Below are 19,494 nucleotides of genomic sequence, written 5' to 3'. Positions count from 1 at the left end.
GCTAGAGGCTGAAACCGCCGTCGACGATCAGGGTTTGGCCGGTGATGTAGCGGGCGCGGTCTGAAGCAAGAAATGCCGTGGCATCGGCGATGTCTTCGGCTGAACCGAAACAACGCAGTGCAATGCGACGACGCTGTGCTTCCCACACGTCCGGCGAATAGAGATCCGCCAGGAATTGTGCGCCGAGTCCGGCATCGATGATGCCTGGCGCGACCGCATTTGCGCGGATACCTGCCCTGCCCTCCTCCTTGGCGACGGCGCGGCATAGCGATTCGATCGCGGCCTTCGGCACGGATGACAGCGCATCGCCGGGCGGGTAGCTGTAATTTGCAACCGATGAAATCGCGGTGATCGATCCGCCGCCGTTGGCGCGCAAGACCGGTATGGCGGCAGCAACCACGCGGGTAAAGCCAATCAATTCGACTTCGAAAACCTGCCGCCACTGCGCCTCGGCAATTGTGCTGACAAAGGGCTGATCTATCGCCACACCACCAGAAAAGATGATACCTTTCAAAGGCATGCCGCAAGAGTTTGCACCTGTTACGGCATCTGCAATGCTGGCATTGTCGGAAAGATCGCAGCACAAGGCAATGCCTTTGCCACCAAGCCCTGCCGCCACCGCTTCGGCCTTGTCCTTCCCGGACCGATAGCCCACTGCAACCCGGCCCCAATCCGCCGCAAGCGCCCGACAGATCGCGGAGCCAAGGCCACCAGAACCGCCGATCACAAGAACCGTTTGCTGCATCATCTCTTTACCGGGGCATAGCGGGCCAGATAGTCCAGCAGCGTATCTGCGAACATGTCATTGCTGTCGCCGGTCACCATATGCCCCACGTCGCGGGCAACCACGACTTCCAGGTGCGGGGTAAGCTGCTGGAACAAGGCCACACTTTCATCCGTCACTATCGTCGAAAGTTCGGCCCGCACAAGCACAACCGGATCTTTCATCCTTGCGGCGGCCAGTTCCAACGCCACGCCTTCGGACGGAGGATTGAGGAATTCCGGCGAGACCGTCTTAGGATCCCACTGCCAGTACAACCGTCCGCTTTCATCGCGCCGCATCGTTTTTTCGAGACCTGAAACGTCGCTTCGACGGGGCAGATGGAGGTGTTCAGCAAGCGCATCGGCGGCTTCATCGATTGTGGAAAAGCCACCAGCACTGGCAGCAAAAAAGCTGCGCATATCGTCTACACCGGCATCGCGGAGCAACGGCGCAACATCCGCAATCATCGCCAGCGCCACTTTGCCCGGCCGCCGGGAACCGCCCACCAATACGGATTGCCCGCCGCGTGATGCGCCAACCAGAACAACCGGCCGATCGAATGAGTCCAGCAAGGCTTCCACGTCTCTGGCAAAGGCATCGAGCAGGTAATCACCATCGACAGCCCAATCGCTTTCGCCATGGCCGCGCAGGTCTACGGTACAGGCACGATAGCCCGCCGCTCCTACGCGACGTGCGGCACCGCTCCAGGAACGGCGGCTTTGTCCGCCACCGTGGAAAAACAGCACCGGCGGGCCGTCAATCGGACCATAAGCGTCAGCGCGCAGGATCAGGCCGTCGTCGCCAGGAAGTTCGACCACGGCCCGAACCGGTGCATTCATCGTATAGCTGCCAGCTTATTCGGCAGCCACTGTCGGCGGGGCGATCTCGTTGAAGATGGGGTGCTCGCCCGAACCCTTGTATGCAAACTTCTGCGGGGCATGGTGCCACTTGCCGTCGTTGCGGCTTTCATAGGGGCTGGCAACTTCGATCAGGCAGCCATGGGTACTTTTGGCACCGACCCAGCTCCACTTCTGCCAAGTCATGTCGGGATCGTTGTAAGTTGCGCCGCCGCCTGGAAGGTCAAGACCTTCAGCCTTGAGCTTTTCCATCGCGCCCGGAACGTCGTCGGTGGAGAAACACAGGTGGTGGACATGTTCGCCCACCTTGTCGAGACGGCGGCCCATCGGGGTGCCGGGCGCAGGCTGGATGAACTGGATTTCGGTGCCGTGATCGTTGACGAAGGTCGCCCACTTCATGCCGGCATCGTCGCCGCTCGAAAACTCGTCGTACTTGACGATACGCTGATCAAGCTGCGCAGGATCGAGCACGCGCAGGATCTTGGTCCAGTCGACGATCGCAGTATCGAGATCGCGCACGACCATGCACACGTGGGCAAAAGGTCCGCTCGGCATTGTCTTGTCTCCTTTTAGACGTTGAGCCGGCCAGTTTTAATTACTGAGCCGGATCGTCGCGGTGCCGGCATTAACCGTGCCGCGACCTTCGATATCCAGGCTGAATTCGCATTCAATGCGGTTACCATCGACTGCGGTGATGCGACCGCTGGCGATGGCTTTGTCGCCTGCGTAGACATTGTCAAGGAAACGGGAATCCATCGCCTCGATCGTGCCTTCGGGAAAGGCGGCCATCAGCATGTTCATCATGTAGGCGACGTTGATCGGACCCTGATTTATGACCCGATCCCCCAGTCCCTTGGCTTTCACCACTTCCACATCGAGATGGATCGGGTTGGGATCGGCCAGGAACACGGCCCAATCCTTCATCGCTTCAGCGCTTACGCTAGGGATCGTGAACGGCGCGATCGCATCGCCGATGGCGTAGCTCATGCCAGTTCCTTTCGCGGCAGCACCCACACGTTGTCGGTTTCCAGAATGGCGTCTCCGCCCTCGGACGGATGCAGGCGCAGACGATAGGTCAGCACATCCATCACGCCCAGCTTGCGGCTTTTCTTGCGTACAAGGCTGAGGATTTCACCACTCACCTTGTAAGGCTGGCCGACCATGATCGGCCCCGAAAAACGGACACCCGATGATCCCATCATCGGGCCGTCCTCGACATCGAACTCGCAGGTCTCGCACACACCCGCCACAGTCTTGCCCATCGCGACTTGCGTGGCGACGTAATACCACACCGGATGCGCGGTGCCATCGGCGGCAGGGGCAACGCCCACCGACCGGCACAGGCGCTCGTTTTCCTCGGCCGAGACCGTAAATATCCTGGTCCCATCGAGCGAAGTCCCGGCGACTTGCGGCGCGGGCGGAAACTCGGCTGTATCGCTCATCAGTACGACCTCGGCAGACCGAAGCTTTCGGCGATGGAATTGCGCACCATCTCATTGGAAATCGGCGTCATGCGCAGAATGCGGTGATCACGCCAGTAACGCTGCATGTCGGTTTCCGCCGAATAGCCCATGCCGCCCATGATCTGAATGCCAAGATCCGCTGCCTTCACAGCGTTTTCGGTGGCCACCATCTTGAGCATGTTGGCTTCGATTCCGCAGGGCTTGCCCTCGGACTGAAGCTGCGCCACGTAATAGAGCAGCAGTTCGGTGGTCTTCTGCCAGGTGGCAATGTCTGCAATGTAATGTTGCAAAATCTGGAACCGGCCGATGATCCCGCCGAATGCCGTGCGCTGCTTCATGTAGGCAACGGCATCTTCGAGTACGCCGTCGATCGCACCAAGGCACTGCGCGCCGACCATGATGCGTTCATTGTTCAGCGTGGGCAGCATCGCGTACCAAGCCTGCCCCGGCGTACCGAGGACGTCCTCGTCAGGAACGAACACGTCCTCGTAATGCACTTCGCACGATCCCATCGCACGCATGCCCAGCTTGGGCAGCAGCGACGAGGTGATGCCCGGCGACTTTGCATCGACGAAAAACATGGTCAGACCGTGATGCTTCTTTTCGACGTTGGCGTCCGTACGGGCCAGCACCAGCAACCGGTCCGCTGCCTTGGCGCCGGTCGTCCACATCTTCGCGCCATTGAGCTTCCAGCCGCCGTCGACCTTCTCGGCATGCGTCTTCATCGCGCCCAAAACGTCGGTGCCACCATCAGGTTCGGTCATCGAAAGTGACACGCGCAGGTCGCCCGATGCCATCTTCGGCAACCAGCGCTGCTTCTGCTCTTCGCTGCCGACCGCCGTGATCGTCTTGGCCCCGCCGAACGAGGTCAGACCCCATGTCCAAAGCAAGCCGCCAGCGGTGCGGGCAAATTCGCGCGCGAAGATCATCTGCATGACAACGTCGCCGCCAAGGCCGCCCCACTCTTCAGGGATGCCGATGCCGAAGAAGCCCTGCTCCTTCAGCTTGTCCCACAGCGCATAAGGATAGTTTTCCTCGTCAGCCTCAAGCTTGCGCATCCAGTCTTTCGGGCATTCGGCCTCGACCCAACGGTGCACGATATCCTTGAATGCCTGCTGCTCTTCGGTAAGCGAAAAATCCATGGCTCGGTGTCAACTCCTGATCGACCTTCGCTCTAGCCTCGGCCCATTCCCTGCAACCTATCTCTCGGCAGGAATGCGCCTTCCCTTCAGGGCAGGGCCTTACGTCGCCGGCGCCCACACGAGCGGCAAGGCGACAGGCTGAATCATCCCCATGTGGCAAGTCACGGTATGGCCCGGTTGCAGTGTGAATGCAGGTATCCGGGCAAGGAATTCCTCCATGGCAATTCGCAATTCCCGGCGAGCGAGGTGCATGCCGACGCAGGTATGGATGCCGAACCCGAACCCGACATGGCGCGGGCGACGGCTGAAATCGACAACGCCGGGGTTGTCGAACTCGGCCGGATCGCGCCCCGCCAGCGTGGTGGACATGCACACCTTGTCGCCCGGCTTGATCGTGACCCCCCGGATCGACGTTTCCTTCTTGCACGTTCGGAACGTGGTGACCGCACCGTAGGCGCGCATCAATTCATCGAGCGCATGGGGAATTTCGGCCGGGTTGGCGCGCAGCGCGGCCTGATCTTCGGGATGGGTCGCCAGATGCCAGAACTGCAAGCCCATATTCGTCGAAACGGTATCCAACCCGCCGATGAACAGATTGAACATGAATCCGATCAGTTCGTCCTGCGTCAAAGGACGGCCTTCGATCTGCCCCATCACGCCGAAGCTGATCAAGTCGTTGCGCGGGTTCGCTCGCCGGTCGTCGATTTCGGCGCTGAGATAGGCCACGACCTTGCGTGTCGCGTCGGCGATCTTGGACAGATCATGGTTGTGGAGCAGGTTCATTTCCCAATCCATGAATTCGGCCACCCGATCATGGGGCAGCCCCATCAGTTCCATGAACACCTTGATCGGGAATTCAAACGCGAAGTCGCTCATGAACTCGCACGATCCGCGCGCGGCAAAACCGTCGATATACCCAATGGCGTATTCGCGGATCTTGTCTTCCAGGGCCGCCATTGCCTTGGGCGTAAAGGCGGGGTTGACCATCTGGCGAAAAGGTCCGTGCGCCGGAGGATCAAGTTCAACCGGCGAATTGATCCACGTTCCGCCGGTCAGCTTCGAAAATGGCGAAAAGTCGTGCGTCGAATAGTGGTCGGTATCGAGGTAGATCGCGCGCATATCTTCCATGCGCCGCGGAATCCAGGCGGGCGAACCGCCGGGGTAGGCGTGGGGAGCGTAAATCAGTTCGGGTCCTTCATGCACCGATGCCGCCAGTTCGTTGAACGGATCGCGGTCGGTCGTCATTCCGAACACGAACGGGAACGGCCGGACAAGATCGGCAGGAACATGATCGGGAATCACAGGCTCTGGAAACGCAAATGCCATTTCGATTTCTCCCAGTTTTTGCTATTGGCGCGTCATGCCTGGCGCGCAAAAATCAAACAACGAAGCCTAGTCCACAGCTTCAATCACCACGATGACGTTGTACGACCGGTTCTGCTGTGGATCGGCCGAAATGCGCGCTGCCAGCCGTTCTGTAACCGCATCGAGCACCAGACCACGATCACGCCCGGCGTCCAGTCCTGCGGCAAAGCTCGGTCCATTGGCGGCGCGCATCATGTTCGCCCACATCTGCCCCAGTTGCACAACGTCGCCGCTCTGCTGGTAGATATCCCAATAGGGATCAGGCGTCGGCACCACGGCAACGTCGATCAGCTTCAGCCCGGATACCCGGCCATCGCGGAACGGCGCTTCGATCTGTGCGACCGAGCGGCCCGCCGACGGCGCGCTGATCCACGCCAGTTCATCATGAGTCACAAGGCCGGAATCGGCCACATCCACCCAGCTTTGCCAAAAGGCCCCGGCCATCCATTCAAAGCCGTGGCTGTCTTCGCCCCGCCCCATGAACTGGCAGATCAGCCGTCCGCCGCACCGCAATTCACGCGACCGTGCGATCAGGAAGTTCGCCCAGTCCGCATCAAGCTGCGCATCGACCGCATCGCGCACGGCAGCGTCCGCACTGAACACGCCCCAGCCATGATCGGGCACCGCGCAAGGGTTCCGGCTCATCCAGTGCAGCGCGTTGGAACTCCACCCCAGATCGACACTGCCGCGCGGCAGGACCGGCCCATAATGCGACCGGCCAATGGCCACGGGATAGACTTCTGCCCGGCCCGCCAGATAGCTGATCGGGTCTTCGTCAAGCAGCGTGAACAGCGCGGCGAAATCGTTCGAGGGCAAATCGATGTGGCTCACCACAATCGGGCAATCCGGCCCGGTCCGTGCGCGCACGGCGTCAATTGCGGCTGCCATCGGCGCCATCGAATTGCGCCCTTGCGACGCGCCGTAATCCGCAATGCCGACAGCCGGGGAATCAACGGCAACCTCGCCCGCTGCCGCCACCAGCAACGGCAGCGCAGAGCCAAGATTGGCCGCCTGCAACCCGGAGTGGCGGTTGTAGAAACCGCCGCCCTGCATCGCTGCTGTGGCTGCGGGCATCACCTTGTTCAAGCGCTGCCCCCCATCGGCCCAAAGGCCCGCTCGGTTTCCTGCAGATCAAGGTATTCGCGCACCCCCACCACTTTGCCGTCACGTACGGTGAACAAGTGATGGTAGTGATTGCGGTAGGTCCGGCCATCTTCAAATTCGAAGTTGCCGCGCGATTCCACCGCAACCCGCTCGCCTTCTGCGGTCGTGGCGATGATCGTCGTATGCGCCACTTTGGCCACACCGAGCATCGCCTGCAACTGCGTCAGCAGCGTATCCAGATCAAGCGTGCCGACGCCCGAAACGTACCAGTCCACATCGGGCGCCATGATCGCGCGAATGGTATCCACGTCCGATTTGTCGAGCGCGGTCATCAGCCGGATCACGAGGGCGCGATTACGATCTGCAAGGGCCTGCGCGTCGTAGATTTCGGCGGTGGTGCTCATGGCATTCCCTCCTGCTTACTTGGCGAGATAGGTGGCGGTTGCTGCGGTCAGCGTCGGGATATCCGCACCTGCCGATTTGCCCGCATCGATCGCTGCGCCCACATCCTTGATCATGTAGCGGCGCGTCGTCTCAAGCATTGCGCTCCAATCGGCCCCGGCGAACCAGGGCAGAACGTCGCTGGCACCGCTGCACTGAATCAATGCGGTGGCAGTGGAAGCACGCTCAAGCCCCAGGCTTTCGGCGAGTTTCATCGCATCGGAAGCCAGTTGCAGGTGGCCTGCGAACAGGATGTTGTTGACCAGCTTGATCGCCCGACCGGCCCCGCTGGCGCCCACGTGGAAGATCGCGCGCGCGAATGTATCGAACACCGGGCGCCCACGCTCGATCGCGTCAGCATCACCGCCGACCAGCAAGGTCAGCTTGCCGGACGCCATTTCCGACTGTTTCCGGCTGAAGCAGGTATCGAGAATGGCGATGCCTGCGGGTATGCTGGCGGCAATCCCCTGGATCGATTCGATGCTGCCCGTGGTGAACACGGCGACGATCGCGCCGGGCTTGAGCAGGTCGATCACGCCTTCCGGCCCGGTCAACACGTCGGCAACCTGATCGTCGGAGAACACGGCAAGGCACACCAGATCGGCATCCTGCGCGGCTTCGCGCGGCGAGCCGACCAAGGTGAGACCCTGCGCATCTTCCGCGGCTGGTGCCTTCACGTCGAATGCGCGGACTTCATGCCCGCCAGCGGCAACTGCTTTCGCGGTCGGCAGGCCCATTTGTCCCAGTCCGATCCATGCAACCTTCATCTTCAATCCTCTCACGCGCGGTACAGCTTCAGGCTGTCGGGATTGCGGCAGCATTCAAAGGACGACGCCTATCCAACGTCAGGTCGTGATGTATCAGGCCGGTTCAGGAAAATTCGGCCAGCCGCTCCAGCCCGCGCACCGGATCGGTCACCCCGTCCCACGCCAGATGCGCGCGATGCATCCGCGACATCGACTCCTGCATCGCCGGAGACGTTTCCATCAGTTCGATGAAGGCACCGTCGGCAGATTGCGTATCGAACAGGCAAAACCTTTCGCCCGATGGCATCTGCCCGCTGAACGCCACCGCGTGGCCCTTGGCCGAAAGGCGCGCATGGTTTTCGTCATAGGGACCGGTCAACATGATGTGGTGGTAGCCGTGCCCGCTGTTCTCCAGCATTTCCTTGAACACCGAAGGCCCGTCATTCGTCTGCTGCAACAGTTCGATCAACAGCCCGCCCGAAAATCCGAATGCCACGCGCATCGAAACCTCGGTGGGCGCACCGCGATAGATCTGGCCCGGCAGGATGGGCACGTCGAACACGAAGAACGGCCCTGCCCCGATGGTCCCGGTCCAGTGTTCCAGCGCCGGTTCCAGATCGGCCACGACCTGACAGAGTTCGAGAACGGAGCCGGTGGGTTGCATCGGTCGGAGTCCTTGTTGCGAAGTTCAGGGTAACCAGTCGGCGGCGCGGGTGCGGGTGCCGTGGTCACGCGCGCGCTTCATCAGCTGCGCCCGGCGTCCGGCAATGTCGATGCGGGGCACCGATGCGGGTACAACCGTATCCACATCGGCAAGATCGAATTCCTGCACCGTGCGGATGAATGTCGCAGGATCGGCAGAGGACGGAACTCCCTGCCAGCGGATCATCATCCAGCCCTCTGCCAGGTTGGTGGTGTCGATCCAGTTGGCGACGCCCGGATCGACCGCGCTCAGCACATAGCTTTGCGTACCGTCCGGGCTGACGGCGACCTGCGAACTGTTCAGGCTGACCAGACGCACCATCGGATCGGGCGAAATGGTCCACGGATCGGCAATCTGGAAGCCGGAGTAGTAGCTGCCTGCCGGATCAATCGTCACCAGCAATGCCTTGCCATCGTCCAGCCGGAAGCGCCCGCCCGCCAGATAGCCCCAGCCACCGTCGCGGCCATTGGGACCGACCAGCCTGTGCGGTTCGGGCAGCCCAAGGAAATCGTCCTTGAAATGACTCCAGAAGTGGACCCAAGCGGGCAGATCGGCGATGACCTTCGCCGCAATCTCGTCCTCGGTGCGCGGACGGTGTCCGGCCGGTGGATCGATCCGGCGCACGGTGACTTCCGCAGGCCTCTGGTTCCAGTCGCGCTGGCTGTCGCGCGTATAGACCTGATGCATCTTGCCCGGTTCGGACCGCAGATGACGGCGGCCACCCTCGCCAGGTCCCACCGTCACCACGACGGGAGCGGTCGGCGCTGCCGGATCGCGCAAGTCCTGCAAGGTGAACGCGCCCAGATTGCGGCCCAGCCCGGCGTGATGATCCGGCTCCACTTCCAGCACGATGCTCAGTTGCGGCGGGTCGGCGGAAAACTGGATCGTGATCTCGTAATTGCCGTCGCCGTCTATGGGAATTTCGCGGTTGAAGTTGTCGGGATTGTCGATCGCGACTGCCGCGCCCTGATAGACATGGCCGAACCAGTTGCGCGGCGCATTGCTGATATTCCACACCACTTTGGGATCGGCCGGATCGCCATTGGCCTCGCGCATGGCAAGGCCAAGCACCCACTGGTCGAGCGCGCGGTCCAGCCCGGCAATGCCATCAACTGTCGCGGACAGCGGATGTGCACGCATGGCGATTCGCTGCGTTTCACGCGCGGCACGCACATCGGCGCGTTCGATCAGCCGCAGCGAAAGCCGCTCGGCCTCGGCCTGATCGGCGGTCCAAAGCGGGTTCGCGCTCATGAAATCGTCCCCACGCGGCCGCCTTCGGTGAAGATCGTGCTGCCGGTCGTATAGCTCGACGCATCGCTCGCCAGCAGGATTGCCGCGCCCACTGCCTCGTCCGCCGCGCCGAAGCGCTTGATCGCATTGCGCTCGGCAAGGCCCAGTCCGCGATGGATTTCCGCCTCCTGCCCATCGGGACTCATCGATCCCACGCACAGACAGTTGATCCGTGTGTGCGGGGCCTGCGTCTTGGCGAGTTCGCGCACCAGAAACAGCAGCGCAGCCTTGCTCACGCCATAGGCCACCGCAGGTGGGATCGGGGTGAAGCCGCCGCAGCTTTGCACGGAAATCACGCTGCCCTTGCCGTGGGCCTTCATGTCGGCCTCGGTCATTTCCACCAGCCGCCATGTCGCCATGACATTCACGTCCATCGCGGTCTGCCACACCGCGTCAGTGTTGGCCCACAAGCCGCCATCATGGGCATAGACCACGCCAGCGGCGGCATTGTTGAACACGATGTGGATCGGCCCGAACGCATCGTGCGCGGTATCGACCAGTTGCTGCAGATCGGCTTTGTTTGCCACATCAACGGCAACAGCACGGGCACGGCCGCCACCAAGCGCGTTGATTTCCCCGGCAATCCGGTCAAGCCGGTCCTGGCTGCGCGCGGAAATCACCACGTTCGCGCCAAGTTCGGCATAGGCCTTGGCAACGTGTTCGCCCACACCGGGGCCAACCCCGGTCAGGATTGCGGTGCGGCCATCCAGCCGGAAACGATCGAGTACGCTCATCGAAATTACCCTGCGTTGGTGGGAAGGGGCGCCAGCAGGTGCCCGAACCGCGCGTAATACGGGGCGAGGCGTTCGCGCACCTCGGCCGGATCGATGCCGAACTGTTCGGCGGTGTGCTTGTGGCGGCCCAGCCGCTTCGCCGCCGAATTCTGCGCAAGGAACTGCGTGATGCGCGCCTCGTGTTCGGGCGTGAACGGCAGGGCGAAACGGTCGTAGATGCGGCGGACCGATCCCATCGGATCGGCCACGACTTCGCTGTGCCCCAGATCGATGATGCGTTCGGCAATGTCGGGGCGTGCGTCGCGAGCCTTGAGGCCGCGCTCCAGCCCCTCGCTCCACGTTTCGAACACGCTGCGGCCCACCGCCTTCAAGTCCTTGTCCGCGCCCACGGCGGCGAGGAACGCGGCGATCATGCTTGATAGCGAAGAGAACGTCAGCACCGGATCGCGGTGCGTCCACACCAGCATCGCGCCGGGATAGGCTTCCACCAGCCCCGGCAGATCGAACAGGTGCTGCGGCGATTTCAGCGTCCAGCGCCCCTGCGGTCCCTTCCACTGGAATTGCTGGAGCAGGCGCTTGTGCGTCCGGTATTGCCCCTCCGCCACGGTGCTGAGCAACCATCTGGCAAAATCGGGTACACCCAGTTCGGCGGGGAAGTTGGTGCTGGCAAAATGCATCATCATACCGTGATTGCATTCACCCGGCTGTGTGCAATCCATGCGCTGGATATCGGCAAGCTGCGGCGCGTGGGCCAGCCAGTTTTCATAGATCGCCTGCACCTGCCCGATGCGCGGATCGGTGGTGAACGTCGCCTTTTCCGGCGCAGGCCAGGGGATGTACCATTCCCATTCGGTCGGCGCGCGGGCCGCCGGATCAAGGCACAACAGGTCATAGGTGATCGTCGTGCCGGTGCGCGGCAGCCCGCAGACAATCAGCGGCGATCCCACATCTTGCGCGGCGATTTCGGGATGGTTGCGGTCATCCTCGGCCATGCGCAGGCGCATCGACAGGATCTTGGTGATATTGGCCTTGGCGGTGGCGCGCAATTGCGGCGGCGGGTCCATCGCTTCCACGGCTTTGACCAGTTCGCGAAAGCCGGTCATGAAGCTGAGGTCGGGACCGAAATCGGTATAGCCCGTCTGCGCCTGCGCATCGGCAATCAGCGCGTCCGGGTCCAGCGGGGCAATTGATCCTGATGCTTCAGCCAGCGCCATTCCGTCGTTCCCTATCCCTGGCGCCGATCCGCTGCCGGGATCATGCGCCAATCAAACCTTTCTCCCGGCGGGCTGAATCGCAACCTGCCGGGAGAAAGGGCATTGTCAGAAACCCTTGGCAGCAAGCGCCCGCTTCAACTCGGTGGTCAGCGGCCCCATGTCCTTGGGCGCAGCACCGTGCAGGAGGATTTCGTCGGCGCCAGCATCAAGATAGGCCATCAACTGATCCGCACACTGCGCCGCTGTGCCGACTGCGGCGCCTTCGTCGATCCACTGCTGCGGCAAAAGCTCGCCCACATCGACCAGTTCCTGGCGCGTGTAAGCCTGATCGGCGGGCTTGCCGTTGAGGCAGGCGATCTTGGGATGGGCGCGAATCTGGCCGAGAACCGCCTTGTCCCACTCGTTGATCTCTACGATCAGGTCACCAAAGCCCGGCAGTTCGAAATAAGTGATCGCGCGTCCGCGCACGACCGCATTTTCCTCGTCCTTGGGCAGATCCGGGGCAACGATGATGTTGTGATAGATCCGCACCGCCATCGGATCGCGCCCGGCCTTTTCAGCGGCATCGCGCACGATCTTCACGCTGTTGCGCACGCCCTGCGGCGATACGAACGGGTGGAGCAGCACACCGTCGCAATGCGCGCCCGCAAATTCGAGCGACTTGGGACCAATCGCGGTGAAGATGATCGGGGGCAGCGGACCATCATACTTGTCGGTCAGCTTCAGGTTGGGGAAGTTGCCCATGATCCCGTCGTACTTCACGGTCTCGCCCGCCCACAGGCTCTTCATGATCGAGATCGTATCGGCAAGGCGGTCCATGGTGATCGGCGCTGCGCCCATCATCTTCATGTAGGCAGGCACGGCGCGGGCAAACATCACGCGGAACCGGTCGCCCGACATCGCCTGCATCAGGTTCGCCGTGCTCGCGGTCACGATAGGATGGCGCATGGTGGCATAGAATGTGCCGGTAATGCGGATCTTCGACGTGGCCTGAGAAACGGCACCCGCCAGCACTGCCGGCTCCTTCAAGGCGAACCGCTCCGAAATCCACACGCAACCAAGGCCGATGCGCTCCGCTTCGATCGCCTCTTCGATTCCTCGCCGAGGGTCGCTGACGCGGCCGGGCAGGATATAGGTTCCAAACTTGTCAAACAGCGCCTGCGCGCCCGGCTCGATCTCGGTCATTTCGGGTCTACCTCTTTTCACTGCCGATGCCGTGCGAGACGCATTCGGCAAAGCCGCCTGTCCTTTGGCAGGCTTTGGCGCAACATTCCCTTCGGGGCAAGATTGCCTTCAGGGCGCTGTCGCCAGCAGAGTTCGGATCCGCCATTCGCCACCGATCCGGTTCAGCGTGATGGCATAATCGGAAAACGTCATCGGCCTGCCTTCATTGCCCCAGTCGGTGACAAGTCCATAGGCAGAAACCAGCGCAACATCATCGCCATCGCCAGGTTCGACGACGATGTTGGTGATCTGGTGCCGCCACTTGCCGTTGCCTTGTGCAGCAACCGCGCCGGGCATTGCGCCAACTTGCTCATGCCCTTCCAGTCGCATCACACCTGCAACTTCAAAGGTGCCGTCGGGTGTGAACAGTTCCAGCCAGCCTGTCGTATCGCCATGATCGACGCGGTGGCAATAGCGGGCGAACAGTTCGGCGATCGCGATCCTGTCATCGTTCGTAATACCGCCCATCGAGTCTCTCCTGATTTTGCGCTTGCTTGCAAAGTTCAGCCATGATCACCGGTATGATGCGGCGGGTTCCCCTTCCAGACGGCAGGTTATCGGCGATAAAGCGACGATAGCGTTCGTGACGATAGAACGGAAACAATGGCATGGTCAGAGCAGAACTATGAACAGCACGATCGGCCTAGCGATGATGCGTTGCTATGGCGTCGCCCATGGCATTGGCGCATGAGTTCGATGGAACCTGACGCCATCAATCGCCGCGTTGTTCTGGTCAATCGGCCGCAGGGCGTGGCGCAAGCCAGTGATTTCGCGGTTCGAAGCGGCGCGGTGCCGGAACCTGGCGACGGTGAAATTCTCGTGCGCAATCACTACCTTTCGGTAGACCCTGCCATGCGGGGCTGGATTGCCGACACCGGTAACTATTCAGCGGCCGTCGCCATTGGCGAAGTGATGCGCAGCCTGTGTTCGGGGGAAATCGTCGCTTCGCGCAACGCTGATTACGCGGTCGGTGAATTTGTGACGGGCTGGTTCGGGTGGCAGGACTATGCTGCTGTCGGCGCGGACCGTATCGTCCAGCGCACGTCTGCCGCTGAAGCACGTATGGCGCTCGGCATCCTGGGATTGAACGGTACGACGGCACTGCTCGCGCTGACCTTGATCGGAGCGCCGCAAGCCGGGCAGACCGTCGTCGTATCGACGGCGGCTGGCGCGGTCGGTTCGGCGGTTGGCCAGATCGCTCGTATCCTTGGTTGCCGCACCATCGGGATCGCAGGCGGACCGGACAAGGTGCGCGATTGCGTGGAACTGTTCGGTTATGATGCAGCCATCGATTACCGGTCAGAAGATATCGGTGCACGCGTGGCTGCGTTGTGTCCCGATGGTGTCGATGTCTATTTTGACAACACTTCAGGCGCGATCTCCGATGCAGTCATGCCGCATCTGGCGCAAAAGGCCCGCGTCGTCGTCTGCGGAACTGCGTCATACGATCGCTGGGAGCCATGGCCGGAAGGCCCGCGCGTGGAACGCCACCTGCTGGTAAAGCGCGCGCGCATGGAAGGTTTCGTCCTGTTCGATCATATGCACCGGCTTGACGAAGCGGTGGGCACCCTGCGCGGCTGGATCGCAGATGGCCGCCTGGTTTTTCAGGAAGACGTGCTCGACGGTATCGAGGCCTGCCCCGATGCTCTTGCCGGACTGTACCGGGGAGAGAACCGGGGCAAGCGGATCGTTCGGCTTGTTTAGAGCCAGATGGCGTTAGCCGGCGGCTTCCATGAAGGCCTTAAGATCGGCGTAATGCGGCTGGTGGATCAGACCGCCACCGGAAATCGAGATATTCTCGCCGGTGATATAACGCGATTCATCCGAAGCCAGGAATGCCACAAGCGCGGCAATATCATCGGGTGTGCCGAACTCAGGCGTCAGGATGTGGCGCTTGATGATGTCCTTCAGTCCCGGCACAGTCTTGTCCAGCGCTTCGGTCAGCACCACGCCCGGTGCAATGCTGTTGCAACGGATGTTCTGTGTTCCATGCTGCGTGGCGACATAACGCGTCAGTGTGATGATTGCGCCTTTCGTCGAACCATAGGCAATGCGCGCAAGATCGCCGGCCGTGCCCGAATTCGACGCGGTATTGACGATTGAACCGCCGCCGTTGGCGATCATGTGCGGAATCGCATAGCGACATCCGAGCATGTACCCCGTCAGGTTCACATCGAGGATTTCACGCCAGACCTCCATGGGAATATCGATGGCCGTAGTATCCTGCGCCGACTTTACCGGGTCGGTCATTGCCGCGTTGTTGTGCAGGATATCCAGCTTGCCGAAGTGGCTCACGGTCCGTTCGACCAGCGCCTTCACCGAATCCGGGCTGGCCGCATCAAACTGCACCGCAATCGCGGCATCGCCGAGCGGTTCGGCTGCCCGCTGTGCCGATTCCTCGAATATGTCCGCCACCGCAACCCGTGCGCCTTCGGAGACGAGCCGCCGCGCGACCGCCGATCCGATGCCGCCACCGCCGCCGGTGACGATTGCAACTTTGCCAGCCAGTCTTTGCATATTCTAACGTTCCCGATGTTGAAATTGGTGCGGGCACCGCGCCTTATTGCAGCAGCAGTCCCGGTTGCAGCCTGAAGTCGCGCGGGGTCGTGCCAGTTGCGGAACGGAACGCTGCCGAAAAAGCGGATGAACTGCGAAAACCGCACCGCCAGCTCACTTCCTTGATCCGCAATTCGTCCGAAGCCAGCAGTTCCTTGGCCAGTTCGATGCGGCACCGTGCGATGAAATCACCGATGCTGACGCCGGTCGCCTGCTTGAACACACGCGCCACGTTGCGCGTGCTCATCCCGCAGGCACGGCCAATTTCCGAAATGCTCAAGGTGCTGGAAAGATTCTCGCGTATGTATTCCTCGATACGCCTTGCCTGATGCGGCAGAATGGTGCCGATGGTCGAATCTGCAACAAGTTGCGACCATCGCGCCAGTTCCACTGTCGCACCGATCGCCATCGCTTCAAGCAATGGGCCGGCGGCAAATCCCGGCGAAGCCAGTTCGCTCGCGATCGCCAGAAGATAGCGCCGCAACGTGGGATTCTGGATATCGGCATGCGCGACGGCATGGCGCAACGGATTTTCATCCTCGAACACTTCGGACAGGAACCGGTTGCCGAACGAAAGGCACATCAACTTGCGCTTTTCCAACGCCGGCTGGCCCCAGTAGATCGCATCTGGCGGCAGGTAGAGTACGCTGCCCGAATACTGGGGTTCGACCCATCGCTCCGACCGCAGGATGCTGCGCCTTGTGCTTCCATCAAGGGATATGTCGAGATAGTGCCGCTGCGGCAGCAATTGCCCCGCGGAAGGCCGAACCCAATCGTATTGCCGAATGTCCATCGTCAGGTCGTGCGAGGCGAATTGCGCGAGGATTTCGAAATCCTCCACGAAATCACGATTCTGGTGCGACCAGTCGCTTTCGGGACAAACCAGTTCCGTACCCGGTTCCAAAGTTGCAAGATGCACGGTCAGGCGCCCGTCCTTGCGGCTTTCACCTTGGCTTTGGCTGCCTCGATGCCCCGAAACAACGCCGAAGTATTGCCGGCACCGGCATAAAACAGCAGGAAATGGGGTATCAATGCCAGTTGCTCGTCGGTGAATTCATCGTTCAGCAGTGCGCCTGTCATCTGCGTTTCGATCAGGTCGGCCCGGCCCAACATCGTGGTGAGACCCAGCACCATCAGCCGCTTTTCGCGTATTGTCAGGGCCGGGTCCGCCCACAGGTTGCCGAACTGGTTATTCACGATTTCCTGGTTGAACCGATTGTCCTTGTACGGCTCCATCATCTCGGAAAAGCCGTCGCCATAAACGGCATCCACCGTTTCGCGGCCCCGCTTCCAGTTTTCTTCGCTCGTGCTCAAGACGGTCTCTCCTGCACTGTGGCCGGGGTCAGACGGCAACCTGCGTGTCCATCATCTGGCGCATGGTTTCGCCCGAAACGCCGATCTGGTCGGCAATGTCCAGCATGTCCCAGTATTCCCGCCAGAAAACGATGAGATTATCGTCGTTTACCGTGAAAATTCCTGCAACATTGATGATGATTTCCTTGTCGCCATCCAGCAGGCGGACACGATCGACACGTTCGGTAAAAACGGTGTTGCCCGAACTGGCGATGTTCAGCAGCTCACAATCGCAGTCCTTGTAGATGCGATACTGACGCTCGGCTTCACGGCAGATGCCTTCTGCGCCATATACCACTTCCGCCAGCGGAACGACCGCCTGCCAACGGGCATCGGGTGCCAGCGCTGCGCGGATCTTGTCGAGATCCAGTTTGGCGGTGTGGAAAAGCGCAAGAAATTCCCTGACCGCAGCTTCCTTGCTGTTTGACATTGTTCGCTCCATCCTCTCGCCAACTATTTTGACTGTCGGTATGATTTGGGCAGTGCAGACGACGGCCTACACCTTCCCTTTGGCAGGGTCCAAGCACAGCCCCCAGACCTGAAACTATTCGCAACGGACGAATGAAGCTGAATGCTATGCCCCGGATCGTGAGGCCTCGCCGCGCGAAACAGGGTAACAAGCTGCATGATTTTGCAGCAACAATGCGAGAGGAGCATGATGGAATGACGCAGGAAGCTGTAAAAGAAGCGAGAGTTGTGGATCAGAACCCGGTGCCCCGGCCCTATCCCGGCCGTACCGAACTGTTACCCTCCGGCCGCTTCACGCCCGACGCGCAATGGTTCGGCTCGCTCATGGCAAACAAGTATCCGGGTGTTGTCGCAGAGAAGATGGAGGTGGTGCAGCTGTTCGACAGCCACACCACCAAACTGCGAGTCGCCGTCGACTGGAACGCTGCCGGCATCGCCGCCGGGCTGCCGCGCAATTTGTGCATCAAGTCCAACTGGTCGGGGATGTTCGACGATGTGGACATCCACGCCCTCGAAGCCCGGTTCTATCACTTCCTTACCGACAAACTCACCTGCCAGACCGCAACGTGCTATTATTCCGACTGGGATGACGATGGCTCAGGCCGTGGCATTGTCGTGCTGGAAGACCTGATCGACCGCGGCGGCAAGTTTGGGCACAGTACGCAACATTGCGGCGTAGACGTGATCGCACAGAATCTTGCCGATCTTGCCAAACTGCACGGCGGACTGTGGAACAGCCCGTTGATCTCGCCCGAAGCTGCGCCGTGGCTGCCAACGTCCATGAACGTTCCGGTGGATCACGATCAGGTCCGCATCATGTGGCACTGGATCGGCGAGAACCTCAAAGATCCCAATTTCCGCGCGATCGCACCGCAGCATTATCTCGACGATCCTGAACGGGTCTCGCGGGCATTTGACAAGCTGACCGAATACGAGCGCGCATTCGATGCCCCTTATTGCGTGATCCTTGGCGATTGCCATCAGGGCAACACCTATATCCTGCCATCGGGCGAGCGGCTGTGGCTGGACTGGCAGCTTGGTCGGCGCGGCCGTCCCTGGCGCGACCTGACGTATTTTACTGTCGGTTCACTGACTGTGGAAGAGCGGCGCCACCACCACAAGGATCTGGTCGCACACTATCGCGACTGCCTGATCAAGGAAGGTGCAACCGACGTTATCGATCTGGAAACGATCTGGAACGAACAAATCCCGCGCTGGGTGATGTATGGGATTCAGGCATGGGTCGCCAACATGGATTATTGGGGCCAGAACGGGCTTCCCATGAACGAGCGGTTCTTTGCCGCTGGCGAAGACCTCAACACCTGGAAAATTCTGCTGGGCGAATGACCTGAGCGGCGCAGCGCCCTGATCTGCCATTCCAGCAGTTTGTAGGTCCATGCATTTCCCACAGCGCCTTGGGCCGGTTGCGGACATGACATGGGGATGTATCGCGCAATATCCGGCGTCGCTCGCCGCCATGCACCCGCACTTCAGCCTACCATTGGAGAGGCGGTAGCGTGCCCTGGGCCATGCGAAAGCGAGGCTATCAAAAAAGACAAGTGGGATTGAGCGATGGCTATCAGCGTAGAGGAAATGTCTGACCGGTTCGAGATTCAGGATCTGCTGGTCGGATATTGTTATGCCGTGGATACGCGGGATTTCGACAAACTCGATGACTATTTTACCGCAGATGCTTTTATCGATTATTCGGAAATGGCGCTGTTCAAGGGCAATCTGGAAGAAACCAAGGCATTTCTTCGGGCAAGCTTCCAGCAGGTTGTGGCAGCGCAGCATGTTGTATCGACAACCCGCTACGAGTTCAGTGAAGACCGGCAGACCGCCAGGACCAAGACCGTCTGCTATAACCCGATGACCGTGACCAACAACGTCGAAACAGATACGATGATCTGCGGCCTGTGGTACATACACGATCTGGTGCGTACGCCGGATGGCTGGCGGATCGCCAGGCTGTACGAGGAAAAGAGCTACCTGATCGGCGTTCCCGAATGGCTCAAGAGCCAGATGGGCTGATATTCGGCATCAGTCAGGTAAATCATCCTGGTTGACGGCA

Annotated in this window: 23 protein-coding genes; 3 read left to right on the top strand and 20 right to left on the bottom strand. The window is 60.9% G+C overall.

The window, feature by feature from the left end; genetic code table 11:
• Position 1: 1 nt before the first annotated feature.
• From LUA85_RS02285 to LUA85_RS02210, 16 genes are all read right to left on the bottom strand, one after another.
• Entirely contained in the window at positions 2-748 is a 747-nt protein-coding gene (locus LUA85_RS02285; protein ID WP_231466723.1) for an SDR family NAD(P)-dependent oxidoreductase, read from the bottom strand.
• Entirely contained in the window at positions 745-1,602 is an 858-nt protein-coding gene (locus LUA85_RS02280; protein WP_231466722.1) for an alpha/beta fold hydrolase, read from the bottom strand. The genes LUA85_RS02285 and LUA85_RS02280 overlap by 4 nt, the downstream gene beginning before the upstream one ends.
• Positions 1,603-1,617: 15 nt before the next feature.
• Positions 1,618-2,175 (bottom strand): VOC family protein, encoded by a 558-nt coding sequence (locus LUA85_RS02275; RefSeq protein WP_231466721.1) that lies wholly within the window; start codon positions 2,173-2,175, stop codon positions 1,618-1,620.
• 36 nt (positions 2,176-2,211) lie between these two features.
• Complete coding sequence (locus LUA85_RS02270; RefSeq protein WP_231466720.1) at positions 2,212-2,607, bottom strand: MaoC/PaaZ C-terminal domain-containing protein; 396 nt, start codon at positions 2,605-2,607, stop codon at positions 2,212-2,214.
• Entirely contained in the window at positions 2,604-3,062 is a 459-nt protein-coding gene (locus LUA85_RS02265) for a hypothetical protein (protein WP_231466719.1), read from the bottom strand. Before LUA85_RS02265 ends, LUA85_RS02270 begins: the two co-directional genes overlap by 4 nt.
• Positions 3,062-4,225 carry an acyl-CoA dehydrogenase family protein gene (locus LUA85_RS02260; protein ID WP_231466718.1) on the bottom strand — a complete coding sequence of 388 codons (1,164 nt, stop codon included), beginning with the start codon at positions 4,223-4,225 and terminating at the stop codon, positions 3,062-3,064. The genes LUA85_RS02265 and LUA85_RS02260 overlap by 1 nt, the downstream gene beginning before the upstream one ends.
• Positions 4,226-4,324: 99 nt before the next feature.
• Positions 4,325-5,551, bottom strand: a complete 1,227-nt coding sequence (locus LUA85_RS02255) for a cytochrome P450 (protein WP_231466717.1) — start codon at positions 5,549-5,551, stop codon at positions 4,325-4,327.
• A gap of 66 nt (positions 5,552-5,617) precedes the next feature.
• Positions 5,618-6,667 (bottom strand): class I SAM-dependent methyltransferase, encoded by a 1,050-nt coding sequence (locus LUA85_RS02250; RefSeq protein WP_231471739.1) that lies wholly within the window; start codon positions 6,665-6,667, stop codon positions 5,618-5,620.
• 5 nt (positions 6,668-6,672) lie between these two features.
• The gene (locus LUA85_RS02245) at positions 6,673-7,098 is read right to left on the bottom strand and encodes a nuclear transport factor 2 family protein (RefSeq protein ID WP_231466716.1); all 426 of its coding nucleotides are present in this window, start codon (positions 7,096-7,098) and stop codon (positions 6,673-6,675) included.
• A gap of 15 nt (positions 7,099-7,113) precedes the next feature.
• On the bottom strand, positions 7,114-7,902 hold the full coding sequence (locus LUA85_RS02240; protein WP_231466715.1) for an NAD(P)-dependent oxidoreductase: 789 nt from the start codon (positions 7,900-7,902) through the stop codon (positions 7,114-7,116).
• 103 nt (positions 7,903-8,005) lie between these two features.
• The gene (locus tag LUA85_RS02235) at positions 8,006-8,545 is read right to left on the bottom strand and encodes a VOC family protein (protein ID WP_231466714.1); all 540 of its coding nucleotides are present in this window, start codon (positions 8,543-8,545) and stop codon (positions 8,006-8,008) included.
• 24 nt (positions 8,546-8,569) lie between these two features.
• Positions 8,570-9,835: a hypothetical protein gene (locus LUA85_RS02230; RefSeq protein ID WP_231466713.1), complete on the bottom strand. Its 1,266-nt coding sequence runs from the start codon at positions 9,833-9,835 to the stop codon at positions 8,570-8,572.
• Entirely contained in the window at positions 9,832-10,608 is a 777-nt protein-coding gene (locus LUA85_RS02225) for an SDR family NAD(P)-dependent oxidoreductase (protein WP_231466712.1), read from the bottom strand. Before LUA85_RS02225 ends, LUA85_RS02230 begins: the two co-directional genes overlap by 4 nt.
• A 5-nt stretch (positions 10,609-10,613) precedes the next feature.
• Positions 10,614-11,822 carry a sulfotransferase gene (locus LUA85_RS02220; RefSeq protein ID WP_231466711.1) on the bottom strand — a complete coding sequence of 403 codons (1,209 nt, stop codon included), beginning with the start codon at positions 11,820-11,822 and terminating at the stop codon, positions 10,614-10,616.
• Positions 11,823-11,927: 105 nt separating this feature from the next.
• Positions 11,928-13,007 (bottom strand): TIGR03857 family LLM class F420-dependent oxidoreductase, encoded by a 1,080-nt coding sequence (locus LUA85_RS02215; RefSeq protein WP_231466710.1) that lies wholly within the window; start codon positions 13,005-13,007, stop codon positions 11,928-11,930.
• Between the two features lie 108 nt (positions 13,008-13,115).
• Positions 13,116-13,514 (bottom strand): nuclear transport factor 2 family protein, encoded by a 399-nt coding sequence (locus LUA85_RS02210; RefSeq protein ID WP_231466709.1) that lies wholly within the window; start codon positions 13,512-13,514, stop codon positions 13,116-13,118.
• A gap of 219 nt (positions 13,515-13,733) precedes the next feature.
• On the opposite strand from LUA85_RS02210, the gene LUA85_RS02205 reads away from it, so the two are divergent.
• Entirely contained in the window at positions 13,734-14,750 is a 1,017-nt protein-coding gene (locus LUA85_RS02205; protein WP_231466708.1) for an NADP-dependent oxidoreductase, read from the top strand.
• A gap of 12 nt (positions 14,751-14,762) precedes the next feature.
• Here LUA85_RS02205 and LUA85_RS02200 read toward each other — a convergent pair whose 3' ends face one another.
• From LUA85_RS02200 to LUA85_RS02185, 4 genes are read right to left on the bottom strand one after another with little or no spacing between them, the layout of a single operon-like run.
• Positions 14,763-15,563, bottom strand: coding sequence for an SDR family NAD(P)-dependent oxidoreductase (locus tag LUA85_RS02200; protein ID WP_231466707.1), 801 nt, complete (start codon positions 15,561-15,563; stop codon positions 14,763-14,765).
• A 43-nt stretch (positions 15,564-15,606) separates the two neighbouring features.
• The gene (locus LUA85_RS02195) at positions 15,607-16,521 is read right to left on the bottom strand and encodes an AraC family transcriptional regulator (protein ID WP_231466706.1); all 915 of its coding nucleotides are present in this window, start codon (positions 16,519-16,521) and stop codon (positions 15,607-15,609) included.
• 2 nt (positions 16,522-16,523) lie between these two features.
• Entirely contained in the window at positions 16,524-16,916 is a 393-nt protein-coding gene (locus tag LUA85_RS02190; protein ID WP_231466705.1) for a carboxymuconolactone decarboxylase family protein, read from the bottom strand.
• Positions 16,917-16,944: 28 nt separating this feature from the next.
• Positions 16,945-17,385 (bottom strand): limonene-1,2-epoxide hydrolase family protein, encoded by a 441-nt coding sequence (locus tag LUA85_RS02185; RefSeq protein WP_231466704.1) that lies wholly within the window; start codon positions 17,383-17,385, stop codon positions 16,945-16,947.
• A gap of 233 nt (positions 17,386-17,618) precedes the next feature.
• Here LUA85_RS02185 and LUA85_RS02180 point away from each other — a divergent pair, with 233 nt between their 5' ends.
• A complete protein-coding gene (locus LUA85_RS02180) occupies positions 17,619-18,770 on the top strand; it encodes a DUF1679 domain-containing protein (protein WP_231466703.1) in 1,152 nt (383 codons plus the stop codon).
• A 225-nt stretch (positions 18,771-18,995) separates the two neighbouring features.
• Positions 18,996-19,454, top strand: a complete 459-nt coding sequence (locus LUA85_RS02175; protein WP_231466702.1) for a nuclear transport factor 2 family protein — start codon at positions 18,996-18,998, stop codon at positions 19,452-19,454.
• Positions 19,455-19,494: the final 40 nt, after the last annotated feature.

Origin of the sequence: Novosphingobium sp. CECT 9465, from assembly GCF_920987055.1 — a bacterium.
Lineage (GTDB): Bacteria > Pseudomonadota > Alphaproteobacteria > Sphingomonadales > Sphingomonadaceae > Novosphingobium.
This window is presented reverse-complemented; position numbering and strand designations above follow the sequence as displayed.